Origin of the sequence: Corynebacterium sp. HMSC075D04 (genome assembly GCF_001815635.1) — a bacterium.
Lineage (GTDB): Bacteria > Actinomycetota > Actinomycetes > Mycobacteriales > Mycobacteriaceae > Corynebacterium > Corynebacterium coyleae.
Window position 1 is genome coordinate 14,646 of record NZ_KV821313.1, and the last position, 16,000, is coordinate 30,645.

Sequence of the window (16,000 nt, forward strand, 5' to 3'; positions counted from 1 at the left end):
GTGTCGTCTTCGACGACCTGTCCACCAGCCAGCTCGCGAAGGCCGGTTCCTCTAGTCGGGCGAGGTCGCCAGCATCGGCGCGTCTTGCGTGTGAACCCCCAAGCGCTGCTTGTTTAGCACTTTATTCGTTTGGTGCGGTTTTCCGCGGGGAAGTGTTCACTCAAATGAGCAGGCAGAGGCTATGCAGACCGTAGATCGCTCTCTACACTTCTTCTCATGGGGAGAAAAGGGTGGGCAAGCGGGCCAACGCGTAATTTAGGCAAGTTCTCAAACGGCCGGTGTTTTCACCAGACGGAGTCATGGCCTGCGTGAGAATTCGTTTCGAAGACAAGATCCTTAAACGCCTTGCCGAAGATTCAACGTTCCAGCCAAAGCGTTGGTCTCCCGAGCTGGTGCGAGCCTTTCGTCGCAAGATTCAGGTACTTGCAAATGTCAGTGACGAAAGAGATTTGCGAGCGCTGAAGTCCTTAAGACTCGAGCAACTTCGAGGCGATCGAGTCGGTACCTCATCGATTCGATTAAACAGGCAATTTCGCCTTGTCATTCGGTTTGAGACAGATGAAGATAGACGCATCGTAGTTGTGATCGAGATGGTCGACTACCACTAATGGGAGGTGAACGATGACTACTCAACCACTGGCCGAAGCCTTTCCGGTCGGAGACTACCTGGCCGAAGAATTGGAAGCGCGTGGCTGGAGCAAAGAAGACTTTGCAGAAATCCTGGCCCAGCCAACGACGTTTGTGGAAGCGTTGATTTCAGGGCAACACGAGCTCACGAGAGAATCAGCAGCCCTCGTCGGGGCGGCGCTGGGAACTTCGGCAGAGCTGTGGCTGAACCTGCAGGACACGTACCTGCGTTGGAGGCAGTCCCATGACTCTGTTGCGCAGGAGCGGCTTGCGAACATTCGAGAGCGAGCCCGCCACCGCGAAGTGTCGGACTTGCGGCGCGCTCAGTAACTAACCGCCCCCTACACTCGATCCCATCAACCCCAACCGCCGGAACCGGGAGGCCCCATGAACGTCGGCCAACTTCTCGAGGTCATCTTCACCGCGGGTGTCGTCTTCGACAACCTCTCCACTAGCAGGCCCGCCACGGGTCGTTTCCTCGAAACCGGTGACACCACCGGCGTGCGCGGCCGCGGTGACCTCGCCCTGCTCGAGGATCTCAAGGCAGCCGGCGAGTTCATCCTCAGCAACACCGGTACCCCGATCAGTGCCGCCTACCTGCGGCGCATCAACGCCACACTGACGCGAAGCGCCGCGCTCAACCCGGGCAGTTTGCGTACCGACGACCAGGGCATCGGCGTGCGCACCCGCTACGGTCGCCACGAGCCGCCGGCGGTGTCGGAGCAGGCGTTGGACGTCCTGATCACCGAGACGCTCAATAGCGACACCAGCAAAGACGCAGCGGTCGACCTGTTTCTCGAGATTGCCCGCGCGCAACCGTTCGAAGACGGCAACAAGCGCACCGCTATCTTCGCCGCGAACAGTTACCTCATCGGCGAGGGGTCGAGCCTGCTCCTTACGGTCCCCTTCGATGAGAAGGACCCGTCAGTCGCCGAGCACTTCAACGATTTCCTCGCCCGGTTCTACGTCTTCGGTGAGAAGGAGCCGGTGAGGGAGCTATTGGTGGGGCGAGCGTTCGTCGATAGGCAGCGCTAGCGCAGGCTGACCCGTGCGGCGGCCTCGAGCACCGCGAACATCACCGCTGCAAACGCGGCGCCGAGCAACGTGTGCGGCTTCTTCACCCCGCGGCGCTCCAGTGCGCGGGCGAGTTTCGTCTGGACGACAACGTGCAGGCGCAGGCCCAGCGCATTCAGCGCGATCCCCCCGGCGAACAACCCCCACGTGACCTTCGGGTTCGTGGTGTCGGGCTTCTCCTCCACCTTGGCGGTGACGTCGTGGTCGGTGTCTTCGTAGACGGTGTCGAACTTCGCCACCGCCGTCGCGTACGCGCCGAGGATCGCCGTCCACGCGAAGATGCGTCCTGGGGTGGAACGGACGTAGTCGGGTACCGCGATCAGGGCGCCGGCGATGGCGGATTGGGTGAGGCGGTCGGTGGTGGTGTCGTCGTGAAGCGATGCGCTGCGGGTTGACTGAGTCATGGGGCCGAGCGTACCGGCTCCCGTGCTGCCTTTCCAGGCTTCATGTGCAGGTCTCGATATGCGTAACCCCTGGTCACGGCGTTTCTGGGAAAATCGGCCGAAATTTCGGAAAACGCTCTGACCGGCACTTACGCATATCGAGCCCTGCATATGAACGGAAACGGGCGGTTCGGCGAGGCCACCGAAACGGGCGGTCCGGCGAGGCCACCGAAACCTTGGCGATCCGCGCAAACTGCCAAACTTAAGGCCAAAAGTTTGGTGGTAGTTTCAAAATCATGACTTGGCCCAAGGTTGGTAGTGAGACGCTGCCGTGGACACCGTCGCCTGCTGCGTACTCGCGGCGGGCGATTCGGAATGCGCCGCGTCAATACGCAGCGGCCGTGGTGCCACGCATTGCCAACGAACGCGTTGCACTGTCGCAGGAGACGCAGACGGTCCTGGACGCAGCAACGATTGAGACGGTTCGTTTCGACGCCACCGAGGCACACCGGGTCGTACCGTTTACGCCGTTGTTGTTGCGGAGCGAGTCGGTGGCGTCGAGTCGGATTGAGAAGCTGACGTCGTCGGCAAGGAAAGTGCTGGAGGCCGAGGTGACTGGACGAGGCAGCGCCAACGCGAACCTCATCGTGGCCAACACACGGCAGATGGCGGCGGCGGTGGAGAACGCGCGGGCGGACGTCCAGGGGATCGTGGAGATGCACCGGATTCTGTTGGGGCAGTCTTCGCCGAACATCGCAGGGCGGCTGCGTGACCAGCAGGTTTGGATCGGCGGTAGCGACCACTCCCCCGCCGGTGCTCTGTTTGTTCCGCCGCACCACCGCCACCTCGAGGCGTTGATGAAGGACCTCGGCGCGTTCATGCAGCGCGACGACATGCCGGCGCTGGCGCAGGCGGCGATTGCGCACGCGCAGTTTGAAACGATCCACCCGTTCGCCGACGGCAACGGCCGCACAGGGCGAGCGCTCGTCCACGTGTTAATGCGGAGCCGTTGCTTAGCGACGACCACCGCACTGCCCATCTCCGCTAGCCTCCTCACCGACACCACACGATATTTCGCAGCACTGGACGCGTACCGCGCTGGTGATGTCGATAGCATCGTCCAACTGTTCGCCCGGGCATCGATCGAAGCCGCACGGCGCGGAGCGCGGTTGGCAGAAGAGCTCACGCAGATCCGCAACGAGTGGAACGGCCTGCTCACCGCACGTGCCGATGCCCTCGCATGGCGAGTCCTCGACCTCCTCGTGCAGCGCCCCGTACTGACAACCGCCACCGTGTCCGCAGAGTTCAGCGTGTCAGCGGAGACCGCCCGCAACGCACTCGAGCGCCTGGAAGTCGACGGGATCGCCGTGTCCGCGCAGTTAGATAAGCGCCAACGCGGGTGGCGCTCCCCCGACGTGCTCGAACTTCTCGACGAGTTCGCCGACCACGCCGGCCGCCGAATCTAGCGCTGGCCGCGGTTGCGTCGTTACCAGTTTCCGTTTCGGCTCTCACGCTGCCCCTCCAGGCTTCATATGCAGGTCTCGATATGCGTAACCCCTGGTCACGGCGTTTCTGGGAAAATCGGCCGAAATTTCGGAAAACGCTCTGACCGGCACTTACGCATATCGAGACCTGCATATGAACGTAACGCCCCCGACTCACCTTGGCGTTCCGCACGAACCACCGACAACCCCACCGCACAAAAACACGCAGCGTGCCGGACGCAGACAACGCCTGTACCGTAATTCTTTATGACAAAACCGGAGCTGCCGGAGCAGTACAGCGATGAACACCTGGAACTCGCGCGTGACGAGTTCGACGCGGAGAACCTCACCGACGCGGATATCGACCAGATCAAGGAGCAGCGTGAGGGCGACGAACCAGACGGTTCGTTTATGCGTTGGGTGATCACGCTCTTCGGTACCGGCGTGGGTGCGGGCATCCTGTTTCTGCCGATTAATGCGGGGAGTTTCGGGTTCTGGCCGTTGGTCGTCGCTACGCTGCTTATTGCTCCGATGGTGTTTTTCTCGCATCGGACGTATGCGCGCATTGTGGCGGCGTCGCCGGTGAAGGGCCTGGATGTGCTGCAGGTGATTACGGCGCTGACGGGCCGCAAGCGGGGGTTCGCCTCGGCGGTGCTGTATTGGCTGGGGATTTATCCCACGGTGTTGATTTACGGCATTTCGATTACGAACACGCTGGACAGTTTCATCGTCAACCAGTTGGGCGGCGTGCAGGTGGACCGGTGGGTGCTGGCCACGGTGTCGGTCGGCATCATGACGGGTGCCTACGCGTTGGGCAAGAAAATCACGCTGTGGATCGCGAATGCACTGGTGTATCCGCTGATCATTGCGCTTGCGGCGGTGTCGTTGTATCTGATTCCGCGGTGGGATTTTGCCAGCTTCCGGAGTTACGAGTCGGATGTTCCGGTGTGGCAGGGTCTGCTGCTGATTCTGCCGGTGCTGGTGTTTTCGTTCAGCCACATGGCGGCGTTGAGCCAGTTCGCGTTGGATGTGCAGAAGAAGAAGGACGGCGACGTTGAGGCTGTCGAGCGTGAGGTGTCCAAGGTGGAGTTGGTCACCGCGCTGATGCTGGTGGCGTTCACCATGTTTTTCGTGTGGTCGTGCGCGTTGGCCCTCGGCGCGGAGGGTATGGATGCGGCGCGCGAGCAGAACGTGCCGGTGTTGTCGTATTTGGCCAATGAGACGGATACGCCGTTCATGGCGTGGATGAGCCCGATCATTGCCATCGCTGCGATTGTCACGTCGTACTTCGGTCACCTCCTGGGTACGGAGGAGGGCACCGGCTATCTCGTGCGCGTGGTCGCGCCGGGCTTTGCGTCTCGCGTGTCGACGACCACCCTGCGCTGGTCCGTTAACATCTTCGTCTTTGTCACTGCGGTGTTGGTGGCGGTGGCGAACCCGTCGATTCTGGACATGATTTCGGTGGTCGGCGGCATTTTCGTTGCGTTCTTGGTCTACATCATGCCGGTGTTGCTGTTCCATAAGGCGGTGGCGTTTAAGCACTACGCGCGTCGCCCGGACACGATCTTTGTGCTCGTGGTGGGGTTGGTGATCATGGGTGTCACTGTGTGGAACATTGTGGCCGGCTAACTACCCCCCAGAAGGTGAACGCTAGGTGCCGTAGGCCGGAAACCCCCAGGTAAAGCAAAGTAGCACCAAAGGGCTTGGTGAACAGGAGGTTAATGGCGCGACCGTGAGTTTCTTAAGTGCTAATTAGGGCGCATAATGCCAGGATGTGAGCATCACTATCCTCCTCGTCCTAATTATTGTTGTGGCGCTGTTTTTTGATTTCACGAACGGCTTCCATGACACCGCGAATGCGATGGCGACGTCGATTGCTACTGGCGCGTTGAAGCCGAAGACGGCTGTGGCGTTGGCTGGCATTTTGAACCTCATCGGCGCGTTCTTGTCGGTGGCGGTGGCAAAGACCGTGGCTAACGGCATTGTGAAGCTAGACGTGTTTGATCTCAGCGACACGGTTGAGTCGGAGCGGCTCCTGCTGGTCGTGTTCGCGGGCCTGACGGGCGCCATTCTGTGGAACTTGTTTACGTGGCTGTACGGCATCCCGTCGTCGTCGTCACACGCGCTGTTCGGCGGCCTGATCGGTGCGGCGATCGCGGCGATTGGCTGGCAGGGCGTTGTGTGGGGCGGCGTGCTGCACAAGATCATCCTGCCGGCGTTGTTCGCGCCGTTCGTGGCTGGTCTCGTCGCAATGATTGGTACGTGGCTGGTGTACCGCCTGACGTCGAATGCGGAGAAGGAGCACCGCGACAATTACTTCCGTTGGGGCCAGATTGGCACGGCGTCGCTGGTGGCGTTGGCGCACGGTACGTCGGATGCTCAGAAGACGATGGGTGTGATCTTCCTGGCCATGGTGGCCGCGGGTCAGTTTGATTCGGATCACACGATGCCGTTTTGGATCCAGGCGTCCTGTGCGCTTGCGATCGCGATTGGCACCTACTCGGGTGGTTTCCGCGTGATCCGCACCCTGGGCAAGGGTCTGGTGGAGATTCACCCGCCGCAGGGTATGGCTGCGGAGACGTCGTCGGCGGCGATCATTCTGACGTCGTCGCACTTGGGCATGGCCTTGTCGACGACCCACGTCGCCACCGGTTCCATCATGGGCTCCGGCCTGACGGGCCCGAAGGGCGAGGTGCGTTGGGGCGTTGCCGGCCGCATGGCCATCGCGTGGATCACCACCCTGCCGATCGCCGCGTTCGTCGCGTTCGTCACCTGGTGGGCAGCCCGCTGGGTCTCGGATCTTGGTGGCGACCCCGTGTGGGGCGGCATCATGTTGGCAGTGGTGCTTGTGATCTGCGGCGGTTACATGTTCATCGTGGCGCAGCGCGAGCCGGTGCACCGCGACAATGTCAACGATGACTGGGAGAGCGATTCGCTTATCGACGAACCCACCACCCCCCACCGCGGCGAACCCGCCCACATCGTGGATACGACCCGCGGCCTGGACCACCAGTAAAGAGGTATAGGTCATGCTTGAAATTCTGAAGTCTCTGTTGATGGTGCTCGGCACCGGCCTGCTGCTCGGCGCTGGCCTGCCGGCGTTGTTCTCGTTGAGCATCCACTTCCTGTCGCCTGAGGAGGACGGCACGGCACCCGTGGGTGCGCGCCGGGTGATCGGCTGGGTGTTCCTAGCTATGGTGCTGGTGGCGGTGGTTGCGGCGATTCTGCTGATCGCCCGCGAGCGCATCGAGTACTTCACCGGATGGGACCCGTATCCGTTCCTCTAGTCACATGCGTCACATTAATTTTTAGTGCGTATACAGGGATTATTCGCTCGGGCCAATCGTTGGTGTTGACAAACTATTTGGCCCGGCCTAGGGTTGCCTCAAGATGAACGGAAGGTGAACAACCTTCACGCTTTGAAAGGAGGTGAACCCGCATGATGAACCTGTTCGACCAGATTCGCGCGTGGTTCCGCGATGAGGACCGTGGCCTTGCCACGCACATCGACGTGTCCCCGCTGGCAGTCCTCCCCCGTGCATAAGCGGTAAACGGCATGTACGCCCGCGTCCCCGAGGTTTGGGGCCGCGGGCGTTTTTCGTCGATAAGCAAAGGCGTGGTCTATGATCCGTGTGGCGTATGACACCCCCTAACGAGGAAGGCGACATTGACCACACCAGCGCGTGAATTTAACTTAGACCATCTGACAGATGCGGACATGCGGCAAATCAAGGCCGAACGTGCCGCTGACGCGCCCGACGGCAGCACCCTGTCCTGGGCGATCACCCTGTTCGGTACCGCAGTCGGTGCGGGCATTCTGTTCCTGCCTATCGACGCCGGATCGTTCGGCATCCTCCCCCTCATCTTCATCTCGCTGCTGGCGCTGCCGATGGTGTTCATGTCGCACCGCACCTACTCGCGCATCGTGTCGGCCTCCCCGGTGAAGGGCCTCGACGTCCTGCAGGTGGTTACCGCGCTGTCCGGCCGCACCCGCGGGCTGATGACCGGCCTGATGTACTGGCTCTCCATCTACCCCATCGTGCTGATCTACGGCGTGAGTATCACCAACACGATGGACAGCTTCCTGGTCAACCAATTGGGCGGGCCGCAGCTGCCGCGTTGGGTCCTGGCGGCGCTGTGCGTGGGTGTGCTCACCGGCGCCTACGCCATGGGCAAGAAAGCCACCCTGGCGTTTGCCAACATCCTGGTCTACCCGCTGATCATCGCGCTCGCGGCCGTGTCCATCTACCTCATCCCTCAGTGGGACCTGGCCAGCTTCCGCTCCTACCAGTCCGACACCCCAACCTGGCAGGCGCTGCTGCTGATCCTGCCGGTCTTCGTGTTCTCCTTTAGCCACATGCCGGCGATCTCCCAGGCGGCCCTCGACGCGCAGAAGCGTTTCGATGGCGACGAGAAGGCCACCGAAAAGCTCGTCTCCAAGATCGAAGTCATCTCCGCGATCATGCTCGTCGGCTTCACCATGTTCTTCGTCTGGTCCTGCAGCCTCGCACTCGGTGCCGACGGCATGGACGCCGCCCGCGAAGCAAACATCCCGGTCCTGTCCTACCTGGCCAACGAAACCCACGCGCCGTTCCTGGCGGTGCTCTCCCCCATCGTCGCCCTGTGTGCGATCGCGTCGTCCTACTTCGGCCACGTCATGGGTGCCGAGGAAGGCACCACCTACCTCGTGCGCGCCGTCGCCCCGAAGTTTGCCGACCGCGTCAGTCCCCAAGCCATGCGCTGGGGCATCTACGTCTTCGTGTTCGTCACCACCGTTGCTGCAGCCGTGGTCAACCCGTCCATCCTGGACCTGATCTCGGTCGTCGGCGGCGTATTCATCACCTTCCTGGTGTACATCGTGCCGATGCTGCTCTTCCGCAACGCCAAGGCCTTCCACCGCTTTGCCAACAAACCCGAAACGATCTTCGTGTTCGTTCTCGGTGTGATCATCATGGGCGTCGCCATCTGGCAGATGTTCGCCGGTTAGGTGACACAATAAGAGTCATGGTTCGGATCTATTACTCCACCGTCTATGGCTCGACCCGCGAGTACGCCGAGGAGCTCGCATCGCTTCTCGACGACACCGCGCAGCCGATTCCCTCCACCTCGCCTTCAATCGACGGGCCGGTGGTGGTCCTCTCCCCCATCCACGGCCCGTCGCACGCCGGCGCGAAGTTTGTGAAGTCGCTGCCGGCCGACGTGCCGGTGGCGCTGGTGACCGTGTGCATGTCTACGGCAGCGCCCGAGACCGACCCGGCGGCAGGTCTTCTCGGCAAACGTGCCGACTCCGTCACCCGCTTCTACCTGCCGGGCCGGATGAACTACTCAGGGCTGTCGCTCAAGCACAAGATGGTGATGCGCGGGCTGGTCACCGCGCTGAAGGCCAAGGGTAACCTCAGCGCCTCCGAGCAGGACACCGTGGATATGTACGGCAAAGACACCGACTGGGTGGCCTTTGCGGCGTTGGACCCGGTGGTGGCATGGGTTCGTCGTCAAGCGGACGCTTAAAGGTGCACGACCTCGACATCGCTGTCCTGCTCGGCCAGGTAGTCCGCCGCCACGGAACGGTGGCAGACGTCGGGGTCGGGTTCTGAGCAGAGGAGCACGGAGGCGTCGGCAAGTTTCGGCATCGCGCGCTCGTCGAACTCTGCCCGCAACTTCTTCGCGAACTCCTCGAACGGCAGGCCCTCCTTGCGGTAGGCGTGCATGAGGTCCTCGCTGGGCGCGAGGGCGAGTTCGTGGGTGTAGCCGATGCCCGCGATGGTGTCGAGGAACCACGGCAGATCGGACTGCTTAGTAAAGCCCGCGAGCTGGTTCGAGTTGTGGCGCCGGATATCGACGACCTGCTTGATGTCGTTGTCACGCAGAATGTCAAAGAATTCTTCGGCGGTCTTCTTGCTGTATCCAATGGTGAAAAGGTGCATACCCGCGAGGCTAGTTGCGGCATTGCGGACTCCGCATTGCGGACAATTGGGTCCGTACCAACGATTGGTCGTGGCCAACGAAAACGCCGCTCCGGTATTCGCCGGAGCGGCTTTGGTGTTCTATATCGAAATTAGAACGGCAGGAATTGCTGGATCATCGGGCCGACGACCGGGGCGAGAACGCCACCGATCAGGACCAGAGCGGAGATGACGGTGCCGGTGATGACCAGGGCCTTCTTGGTGTCGGTCATCGGTTGGGACTGGTAGTTCTCCCGGTTAGCGCAGGCCTTGTATGCATTAAAGGTCTCGCGGCCGTCAATGGTTGCGGAGTCGCTGGAGCCGAAGGCCTCGGCCATGTCTGCGGAGCCTACAACCTTTGCATCGAGCTCCGGATTCATCTTCAGGTACTCCTGGGCAGTGTCTGGAGTGATGTTATCGATGCCCATGGCGGTGACAACGCGGCAATTGTGGTTGAGGTTGGACATCGTGTTGGACGCAGCGTTGGCGTCAACAGCGCCGAGGGAAAGGGCCATGGTTGCTGCCAGGGTGGCTGCGGCGATCTTCTTCACAGGGAAACTCCAATTCTTGGACAGGGGAAAAACAGGTTCCACTTATGAAGATATTCCCATGTATGGCGGGTGACAATTACGGTCGCCGAAAGGGAATTTCGTCACCCCTGTTCGGGGCACCGCAGGCACCGCAGGTGCCGCAGGTGTCACGGGCATTGCGGACTCCGCATTGCGGACAACTGGGGGCGCACCAACTATCGGCGCCGGGCAGCGAAAAAGCGGCCGTTCGGTGAGGAACGGCCGCTTGGTGTCGTCGCAAAGATTAGCGCGGGAGGAACTGCTGGATCATCGGGCCGACGAACGGCGATGCCAGACCAGCGATTGCCAAGATCACAGCGAGCACGGTGGAGCCGATGATGGCAGCCTTCTTGCCCGCGGTCATATCGGCGGTCTTGTAGTCCACGCCCTTCTTGCAGGCGTCGATAGCCTCGAGGTTGTTAGCGCCGTTGATGAGCTCCTGGTCGGAGGAGCCAAAAGCCTGGCCGAGGTCAGCGCTGGTGCGCACCAGGCCGTTCGTATTGTCCGGGAGGATGTCCTTGACCTTTTCGTCAACCTTGGCCGGTGCGACCTCGATCTTGTTCTTCTGGCCATCGAGGGTCAGAACGCAGACGCGGTCGTCGCCCGTGCCGCGCATCTCGTTGGTTGCGGCGTTGGCCTGAACAGCGCCGAGGGAAAGGGTCATGGTTGCTGCCAGGGTGGCTGCGGCGATCTTCTTCACGGGAGCTCCAAATCTTAGAGGGGAGTTATGAACAGCTATCAATATAGCCAGTTGTCGTTATTAATTTGTAATGTAGGGACATTTTGGGGCGAATAAATGCGCAGGAAACAATTCCGAAAGATATAGAAAGATATCGGAACAATTCTCTGACCTGGGGAAACTTCATGTAGATGCCTGCCCGCAAGCCCGCTATATCTTTTCTATATCTTTCAAATCCCAAAAACGGCCCCGAAAACAATTCCCTGGGGAAATGTACAATCGCACCATGGTTACAGAATCTGCCTGGGATGATCTTCTCCCAAACGTGCGTGATGCGCTTCAGGCGATCAATGACGGGGCAACGGCGGACTCGCAGGAGTCGCTCATCTTGGAGTTCAAGGAGGACCCCGCCGCTCGAGGAGGAGGACAGGCGGAGAGGGAGCGGTTCGTCGACAAGTTGGTGGATGAGGCCGTCTGCATGGCGAACGGGGAAGCAGCCATGGGGTACATCGTGGTGGGTGTCGCCGACAAGGTTCCCGGGAGGGAAGCGTTTACGGGTACCAAACTGGATGAAGAAAAGATCACTCACCGGATCTTCGTCAAGACCAATCCCAACATGAACGTCCAGGTCACGACGTTGGATGCGTGGGGCGCAAGGCTCGTTGTTATTCACGTCCCTGAAGCGCGGGCGTTGTATACGCGTAGCGACGGCGCCGCGAAGAAGCGCACCGCAGACGGCCAATTCTCCTGCAAGGAGATCACGGAAGAGGAGCGACGCGCTATCGACGCGGCACGTCGCAACCCGGACTACTCAAACGGTCCAGCCGATATCTCGATAGTCGACTTGCCGTTAGCGGTAGTTGAAGAAGCGCGCAGGATGCTCCGCGAACACCGCAGGACGCGCGGCCTCGATGCTGCCGTCCCTCAGACCACAAGCGGACTGTTGCGGGAGCTTGGGCTTTTGCGTGACGACGGCAAACTTAAACGCGCCGGCGAGATTCTCCTGGCCAGTCCAGAGCCAACGGACGTGGTTGTGCGCCACCTTTGGCGGACGTTGCCGGGTGAGGAACCCCGAGCGACGTTGATTTCCGACCCGGTCCTGCTGGCACTGCCACGCCTTCGCCGACTGATCGCCGAAAACGGTGACATTGAGATTGAACGGGTCCAGTTTGACGACGGTGAAGAAGTTGCCATCAGCCGTTTTCCGGAACAAGCGGTTGATGAAGTTGTTGCGAATGCATTCATTCACCGCGACTGGCGACTGCCCGGCCCGGTGGTTGTCGAGCAGTCCAATCGAACGCTTAAAGTCACCTCCCCTGGCCCACTCCCGCCAGGTGTGACCCGGGACAAACTCCTATCTACGTCCTCGGTTCCGCGGAACAACCGGCTGATGGCGGCAATGCGCACGCTGGGCTTGGCGGAAGAAAGCTCTCGTGGTTTTGACCGTATGTGGGCGACCATGATCCGTACCGGACGCAGTGAGCCGGAGGTTATCGCGACCGACGTGAACGTCCAAGTGATTCTGGCTGCGCAGAAACCGGACGTGGACTTCATTAAGGGGCTGAGGGGGTTGTCGAAGCGTTACGGGGAGGTTGTCGTCGATAGTGTGGCGTCCCTGATTGTGTTGTGGCACCTCAACTCCGCAGCGCTCATCACGGCAACGACCGCAGTGCAGAAAACCCAGCTCACTTCGCTTGAGGTCAGGGAGCTCATGGACGAGCTCGTGGACCGCGGCCTCCTCGATTCCGTAGCCGACGCAAACGAATGGACACTCAGCGGCGAGGCTCGGAAACTTCTTAATTTGGGCCAGGCCGGTGAACTGGCAACGGTAAGCATTCAGGAATGGATCGAGGCAAAGCTTCTCGACGGCGAAACCCTCCGGTCCGCCGACATCGCCGATCAAACCGGCGTCAGCGTTGCAGAGGCGGGCAGAATCCTGCGACACCTTCGAAGCCTCGGTAGGGCAAAGATTGATCCGGAAGGTCCCCCTCGTGGCCGCGGCACCCGCTGGATTCGCGCGTAAATCCGCGCAGAAAACAATTCCGAAAGATAGTGAAAGATATCGAAACAATTCGCTGACCTGCGGCAACTGGCAAAACGGCTCGTCCAAACGCCCGCTATATCTTTTCTATATCTTTCACATCCCAAAAACGACCCCGAAAACAATTCCCTGGGGAAATGGCGTTCGGGGCGGAGGTCGCAGATAAGCAATGCCTGTTCACTACACTGCATAACCATGACTGAGGCGACCCCGCACCGCTATACGGCCGAGCTGGCCAATGAGATCGAGAAGAAGTGGCAGGCGTACTGGCGTGACAACCACACGTTTTACGCACCGAACCCGGTTGGTGATCTTGCTCCGCAAGCGTCGCAAGACCAGGTCGAGCTGCCCAAGGACAAACTCAACGTTCAGGACATGTTCCCCTACCCATCGGGTGCGGGGCTGCACGTCGGCCACCCGCTGAGTTACATCGCCACGGATGTGTACGCGCGCTACAACCGCATGCTGGGCAAGAACGTGCTGCACACACTGGGTTATGACGCGTTTGGTCTGCCGGCAGAGCAGTACGCCATCCAGACCGGCACCCACCCGCGCACGACCACTGAGGCGAACATTGCCAACATGCGCCGCCAGCTGGCCATGTTGGGCCTCGGCCACGACCCGCGCCGCTCCGTTGCCACCACGGACCCGGAGTTTTATCGCTGGACGCAGTGGATCTTCCTGCAGATCTACAACGCCTGGTTTGACGAGGAGCAGCAGAAGGCCCGCCCGATCGAGGACCTCGTGCGCGACCTCATGTCCGGCGCTCGCCAGACCAAGGACGGCCGCAACTTCCGCGACCTGACCACCGAGGAGAAGCACAAGGCTATCGACGAGTTCCGCCTCGTCTACCTCTCCGACTCCATGGTCAACTGGTGCCCGGGCCTGGGCACCGTGCTGGCGAATGAGGAGGTCACCGCCGAGGGCCGTTCTGAGCGCGGCAACTACCCGGTCTTCCGCAAGCGTCTGCGCCAGTGGATGATGCGCATCACCGACTACTCCGACCGCCTGCTTGACGACCTTGACCTGCTCGAATGGCCCGAAAAGGTCAAGAGCATGCAGCGCAACTGGATCGGCCGGTCCCGCGGCGCGGAGGTCGTGTTCGAATCGCCCGCCGGCGACATCACCGTCTTCACCACCCGCCCCGACACCCTGTTCGGCGCGTCCTACGTGGTGCTCGCGCCCGAGCATTCGCTTGTCGACGACCTCGTGGCCGACTCCTACCCCACCGACGTCGACACCCGCTGGACCAACGGCGAAGCCACCCCGCGCGCAGCTGTCGACGCCTACCTGCGCTCCATCGCCGCCAAGTCTGATGTGGAACGCCAGGAAAACAAGGAAAAGACCGGCGTGTTTCTGGGCACCTACGCGGTCAACCCGGTCAACGGCGAGCAGGTCCCGATCTTCATCGCCGACTACGTGCTCACCGGCTACGGCACCGGCGCCATCATGGCGGTCCCGGCCCACGACGAGCGCGACTACGAGTTCGCCACCGTCTTCGGCCTGCCGATTACGCCTGTTCTCGACGGCGACGTCTCCGAAGCCGCCTTCACCGGCGACGCCACCCACATCAACTCCGCCAACGAATCCGGCCTGGACCTCAACGGTATGGGTAAGGATGAGGCGATTGAAGCGGCCCTTGGGTGGGTCGTCGATAAGCAAAAGGGCTCCGAGAAAATCCAGTACAAACTGCGCGACTGGCTGTTTGCTCGCCAGCGCTACTGGGGCGAGCCATTCCCCATCGTGTACGACGAAAACGGCCAGGCGCACGGCCTGCCGGAAGACATGCTGCCCGTCGAATTGCCGCAGGTAGAGGACTACAACCCCGTCGCCTTCGACCCCGAAGACGCCGACTCCGAACCCGCCCCGCCGCTGGCCAAGGCCACCGACTGGGTCGAGGTCGAACTGGACCTGGGCCACGGCAAGCAGAAGTACTGGCGCGACACCAACGTCATGCCGCAATGGGCCGGCTCCTCCTGGTACCAACTGCGCTACATCGACCCGACCAACACGGATGCGCTGGTGGACATTGAGAACGAGCGCTACTGGACCGGCCCGCGCCCCGAGGAGCACGGCGCCAACGACCCCGGCGGCGTTGACCTGTACGTCGGCGGCGTCGAACACGCCGTCCTGCACCTGCTCTACGCACGCTTCTGGCACAAGGTGCTTTACGACCTCGGCTTTGTCACCTCCAAGGAGCCCTACCGCCGCCTGTTCAACCAGGGTTACATCCAGGCCTACGCCTACACCGACTCCCGCGGCGTCTACGTCCCCGCCGCCGAGGTCGAAGAGAAGGACGGCAAGTTCTTCTACAACGGCGCCGAGGTCAACCGCGAATACGGCAAGATGGGCAAGTCTCTGAAGAACTCCGTCGCACCCGACGAGGTTGTCGAGGACTACGGCGCCGACACCCTGCGCGTTTACGAAATGTCCATGGGCCCGCTCGACACCTCCCGCCCGTGGGCGACCAAGGACGTCGTCGGCGCGCAGCGCTTCCTGCAGCGACTGTGGCGCCTGGTCGTGGATGAGGCCACCGGTGAGGTCACCGTGGTGGACGCTTCGTTGACGGAAGACGACCTCAAAGCCCTCCACCGCACCATCGCTGGCGTACGCGACGACTATGCTCACCTGCGCGACAACACCGTCGCCGCGAAGCTCATCGAGTACGTCAACTACCTGACCAAGACCTACCCGTCGGGTGCGCCTCGCGACGCCGTCGAGCCGCTGGTCCAGATGGTCTCGCCGCTGGCCCCGCACATCGCCGAAGAACTCTGGTCCCTCCTGGGCCACCCCGAGACCATCACGTTCGAGCCGTTCCCGGAGTTCGCCGAGCAATGGCTTACCGACGACACCGTCGAGGTCCCCGTCCAAATCAACGGCAAAGTCAAGGCCCGCATCGACGTGGCCACCGACGCCTCTAAGGACGACCTCGAAGCCGCCGCCCTTGCCGACGACCGCGTCGCCGCCTTGGTGGACGGCAAGACCGTGGTCAAGGTGATCGCGATCCCGGGCCGCATGGTCAACCTCGTGGTCAAGTAGGGGTTCTGCTCGGGTTCTGCTCGGGTTCTGCTGCCCTACCCTTTTCTCATACCCTTCTCAAAAAAGTTCCCCGGTTCGGCCGAATCCGGGGAGCTTTTTTGTGCCCGCGCCGACCTGTCCTGGGCGTAGTGAAACTTCTTAGCCCACCGGACGAAGAAAATT

General features: G+C 61.4%; 15 protein-coding genes. 11 read left to right on the forward strand and 4 right to left on the reverse strand.

From position 1 onward, the window contains the following. Positions 1-299 precede the first annotated feature (299 nt). Genes HMPREF3048_RS11710 through HMPREF3048_RS02860 form a run of 3 tightly spaced genes read left to right on the forward strand, consistent with a single transcriptional unit; the run spans position 300 to position 1,662 of the window. On the forward strand, positions 300-608 hold the full coding sequence (locus HMPREF3048_RS11710) for a type II toxin-antitoxin system RelE/ParE family toxin (RefSeq protein WP_070816745.1): 309 nt from the start codon (positions 300-302) through the stop codon (positions 606-608). A 13-nt stretch (positions 609-621) separates the two neighbouring features. Beyond that, positions 622-957 (forward strand): helix-turn-helix transcriptional regulator, encoded by a 336-nt coding sequence (locus HMPREF3048_RS02855; protein WP_070422086.1) that lies wholly within the window; start codon positions 622-624, stop codon positions 955-957. Between the two features lie 57 nt (positions 958-1,014). Next, the gene (locus HMPREF3048_RS02860; protein WP_070422085.1) at positions 1,015-1,662 is read left to right on the forward strand and encodes a Fic family protein; all 648 of its coding nucleotides are present in this window, start codon (positions 1,015-1,017) and stop codon (positions 1,660-1,662) included. On the opposite strand, the gene HMPREF3048_RS02865 is transcribed toward HMPREF3048_RS02860, so the two are convergent. Then, positions 1,659-2,105 (reverse strand): hypothetical protein, encoded by a 447-nt coding sequence (locus HMPREF3048_RS02865; RefSeq protein WP_070771132.1) that lies wholly within the window; start codon positions 2,103-2,105, stop codon positions 1,659-1,661. The two genes, HMPREF3048_RS02860 and HMPREF3048_RS02865, sit on opposite strands and share 4 nt — an antisense overlap. A 275-nt stretch (positions 2,106-2,380) precedes the next feature. On the opposite strand from HMPREF3048_RS02865, the gene HMPREF3048_RS02870 reads away from it, so the two are divergent. The 6 genes from HMPREF3048_RS02870 to HMPREF3048_RS02895 all read left to right on the forward strand — a co-directional run bounded on the left by HMPREF3048_RS02870 (position 2,381) and on the right by HMPREF3048_RS02895 (position 9,076). Further along, positions 2,381-3,550, forward strand: coding sequence for a Fic family protein (locus tag HMPREF3048_RS02870; protein ID WP_070771133.1), 1,170 nt, complete (start codon positions 2,381-2,383; stop codon positions 3,548-3,550). A 285-nt stretch (positions 3,551-3,835) separates the two neighbouring features. Continuing rightward, positions 3,836-5,197 (forward strand): SLC5/6 family protein, encoded by a 1,362-nt coding sequence (locus HMPREF3048_RS02875; RefSeq protein ID WP_070771134.1) that lies wholly within the window; start codon positions 3,836-3,838, stop codon positions 5,195-5,197. A gap of 145 nt (positions 5,198-5,342) precedes the next feature. Then, on the forward strand, positions 5,343-6,584 hold the full coding sequence (locus tag HMPREF3048_RS02880) for an inorganic phosphate transporter (protein ID WP_083316681.1): 1,242 nt from the start codon (positions 5,343-5,345) through the stop codon (positions 6,582-6,584). 13 nt (positions 6,585-6,597) lie between these two features. Then, positions 6,598-6,855: a hypothetical protein gene (locus HMPREF3048_RS02885; protein WP_070452853.1), complete on the forward strand. Its 258-nt coding sequence runs from the start codon at positions 6,598-6,600 to the stop codon at positions 6,853-6,855. Positions 6,856-7,286: 431 nt separating this feature from the next. Beyond that, positions 7,287-8,555, forward strand: coding sequence for an amino acid permease (locus HMPREF3048_RS02890; protein WP_070771135.1), 1,269 nt, complete (start codon positions 7,287-7,289; stop codon positions 8,553-8,555). Positions 8,556-8,572: 17 nt separating this feature from the next. Continuing rightward, complete coding sequence (locus HMPREF3048_RS02895; protein ID WP_070422080.1) at positions 8,573-9,076, forward strand: flavodoxin domain-containing protein; 504 nt, start codon at positions 8,573-8,575, stop codon at positions 9,074-9,076. Here HMPREF3048_RS02895 and HMPREF3048_RS02900 read toward each other — a convergent pair. From HMPREF3048_RS02900 to HMPREF3048_RS02910, 3 genes are all read right to left on the reverse strand, one after another. After that, positions 9,073-9,492 (reverse strand): DUF488 domain-containing protein, encoded by a 420-nt coding sequence (locus HMPREF3048_RS02900; protein ID WP_070422079.1) that lies wholly within the window; start codon positions 9,490-9,492, stop codon positions 9,073-9,075. The two genes, HMPREF3048_RS02895 and HMPREF3048_RS02900, sit on opposite strands and share 4 nt — an antisense overlap. Before the next feature lie 131 nt (positions 9,493-9,623). Next, positions 9,624-10,061: a hypothetical protein gene (locus HMPREF3048_RS02905; RefSeq protein ID WP_070771136.1), complete on the reverse strand. Its 438-nt coding sequence runs from the start codon at positions 10,059-10,061 to the stop codon at positions 9,624-9,626. A 262-nt stretch (positions 10,062-10,323) separates the two neighbouring features. Further along, entirely contained in the window at positions 10,324-10,779 is a 456-nt protein-coding gene (locus HMPREF3048_RS02910) for a hypothetical protein (RefSeq protein WP_070771137.1), read from the reverse strand. A gap of 265 nt (positions 10,780-11,044) precedes the next feature. Between HMPREF3048_RS02910 and HMPREF3048_RS02915 the strand changes: the two genes are divergently transcribed. Beyond that, the gene (locus HMPREF3048_RS02915) at positions 11,045-12,781 is read left to right on the forward strand and encodes an ATP-binding protein (protein ID WP_070771166.1); all 1,737 of its coding nucleotides are present in this window, start codon (positions 11,045-11,047) and stop codon (positions 12,779-12,781) included. Positions 12,782-12,994: 213 nt separating this feature from the next. Then, the gene (gene leuS, locus HMPREF3048_RS02920; protein WP_070771138.1) at positions 12,995-15,838 is read left to right on the forward strand and encodes a leucine--tRNA ligase; all 2,844 of its coding nucleotides are present in this window, start codon (positions 12,995-12,997) and stop codon (positions 15,836-15,838) included. Positions 15,839-16,000 lie beyond the last annotated feature (162 nt).

Coding starts and splice junctions, on each gene's coding strand:
- HMPREF3048_RS02895 (WP_070422080.1), top strand. CDS start 8,573: ATGGTTCGGATCTATTACTCCACCGTCTATGGCTCGACCCGCGAGTAC.
- HMPREF3048_RS02870 (WP_070771133.1), top strand. CDS start 2,381: ATGACTTGGCCCAAGGTTGGTAGTGAGACGCTGCCGTGGACACCGTCG.
- leuS (WP_070771138.1), top strand. CDS start 12,995: ATGACTGAGGCGACCCCGCACCGCTATACGGCCGAGCTGGCCAATGAG.
- HMPREF3048_RS02875 (WP_070771134.1), top strand. CDS start 3,836: ATGACAAAACCGGAGCTGCCGGAGCAGTACAGCGATGAACACCTGGAA.
- HMPREF3048_RS02885 (WP_070452853.1), top strand. CDS start 6,598: ATGCTTGAAATTCTGAAGTCTCTGTTGATGGTGCTCGGCACCGGCCTG.
- HMPREF3048_RS02890 (WP_070771135.1), top strand. CDS start 7,287: ATGCGGCAAATCAAGGCCGAACGTGCCGCTGACGCGCCCGACGGCAGC.
- HMPREF3048_RS02900 (WP_070422079.1), bottom strand. CDS start 9,492: ATGCACCTTTTCACCATTGGATACAGCAAGAAGACCGCCGAAGAATTC.
- HMPREF3048_RS02860 (WP_070422085.1), top strand. CDS start 1,015: ATGAACGTCGGCCAACTTCTCGAGGTCATCTTCACCGCGGGTGTCGTC.
- HMPREF3048_RS02915 (WP_070771166.1), top strand. CDS start 11,045: ATGGTTACAGAATCTGCCTGGGATGATCTTCTCCCAAACGTGCGTGAT.
- HMPREF3048_RS02865 (WP_070771132.1), bottom strand. CDS start 2,105: ATGACTCAGTCAACCCGCAGCGCATCGCTTCACGACGACACCACCACC.
- HMPREF3048_RS02855 (WP_070422086.1), top strand. CDS start 622: ATGACTACTCAACCACTGGCCGAAGCCTTTCCGGTCGGAGACTACCTG.
- HMPREF3048_RS11710 (WP_070816745.1), top strand. CDS start 300: ATGGCCTGCGTGAGAATTCGTTTCGAAGACAAGATCCTTAAACGCCTT.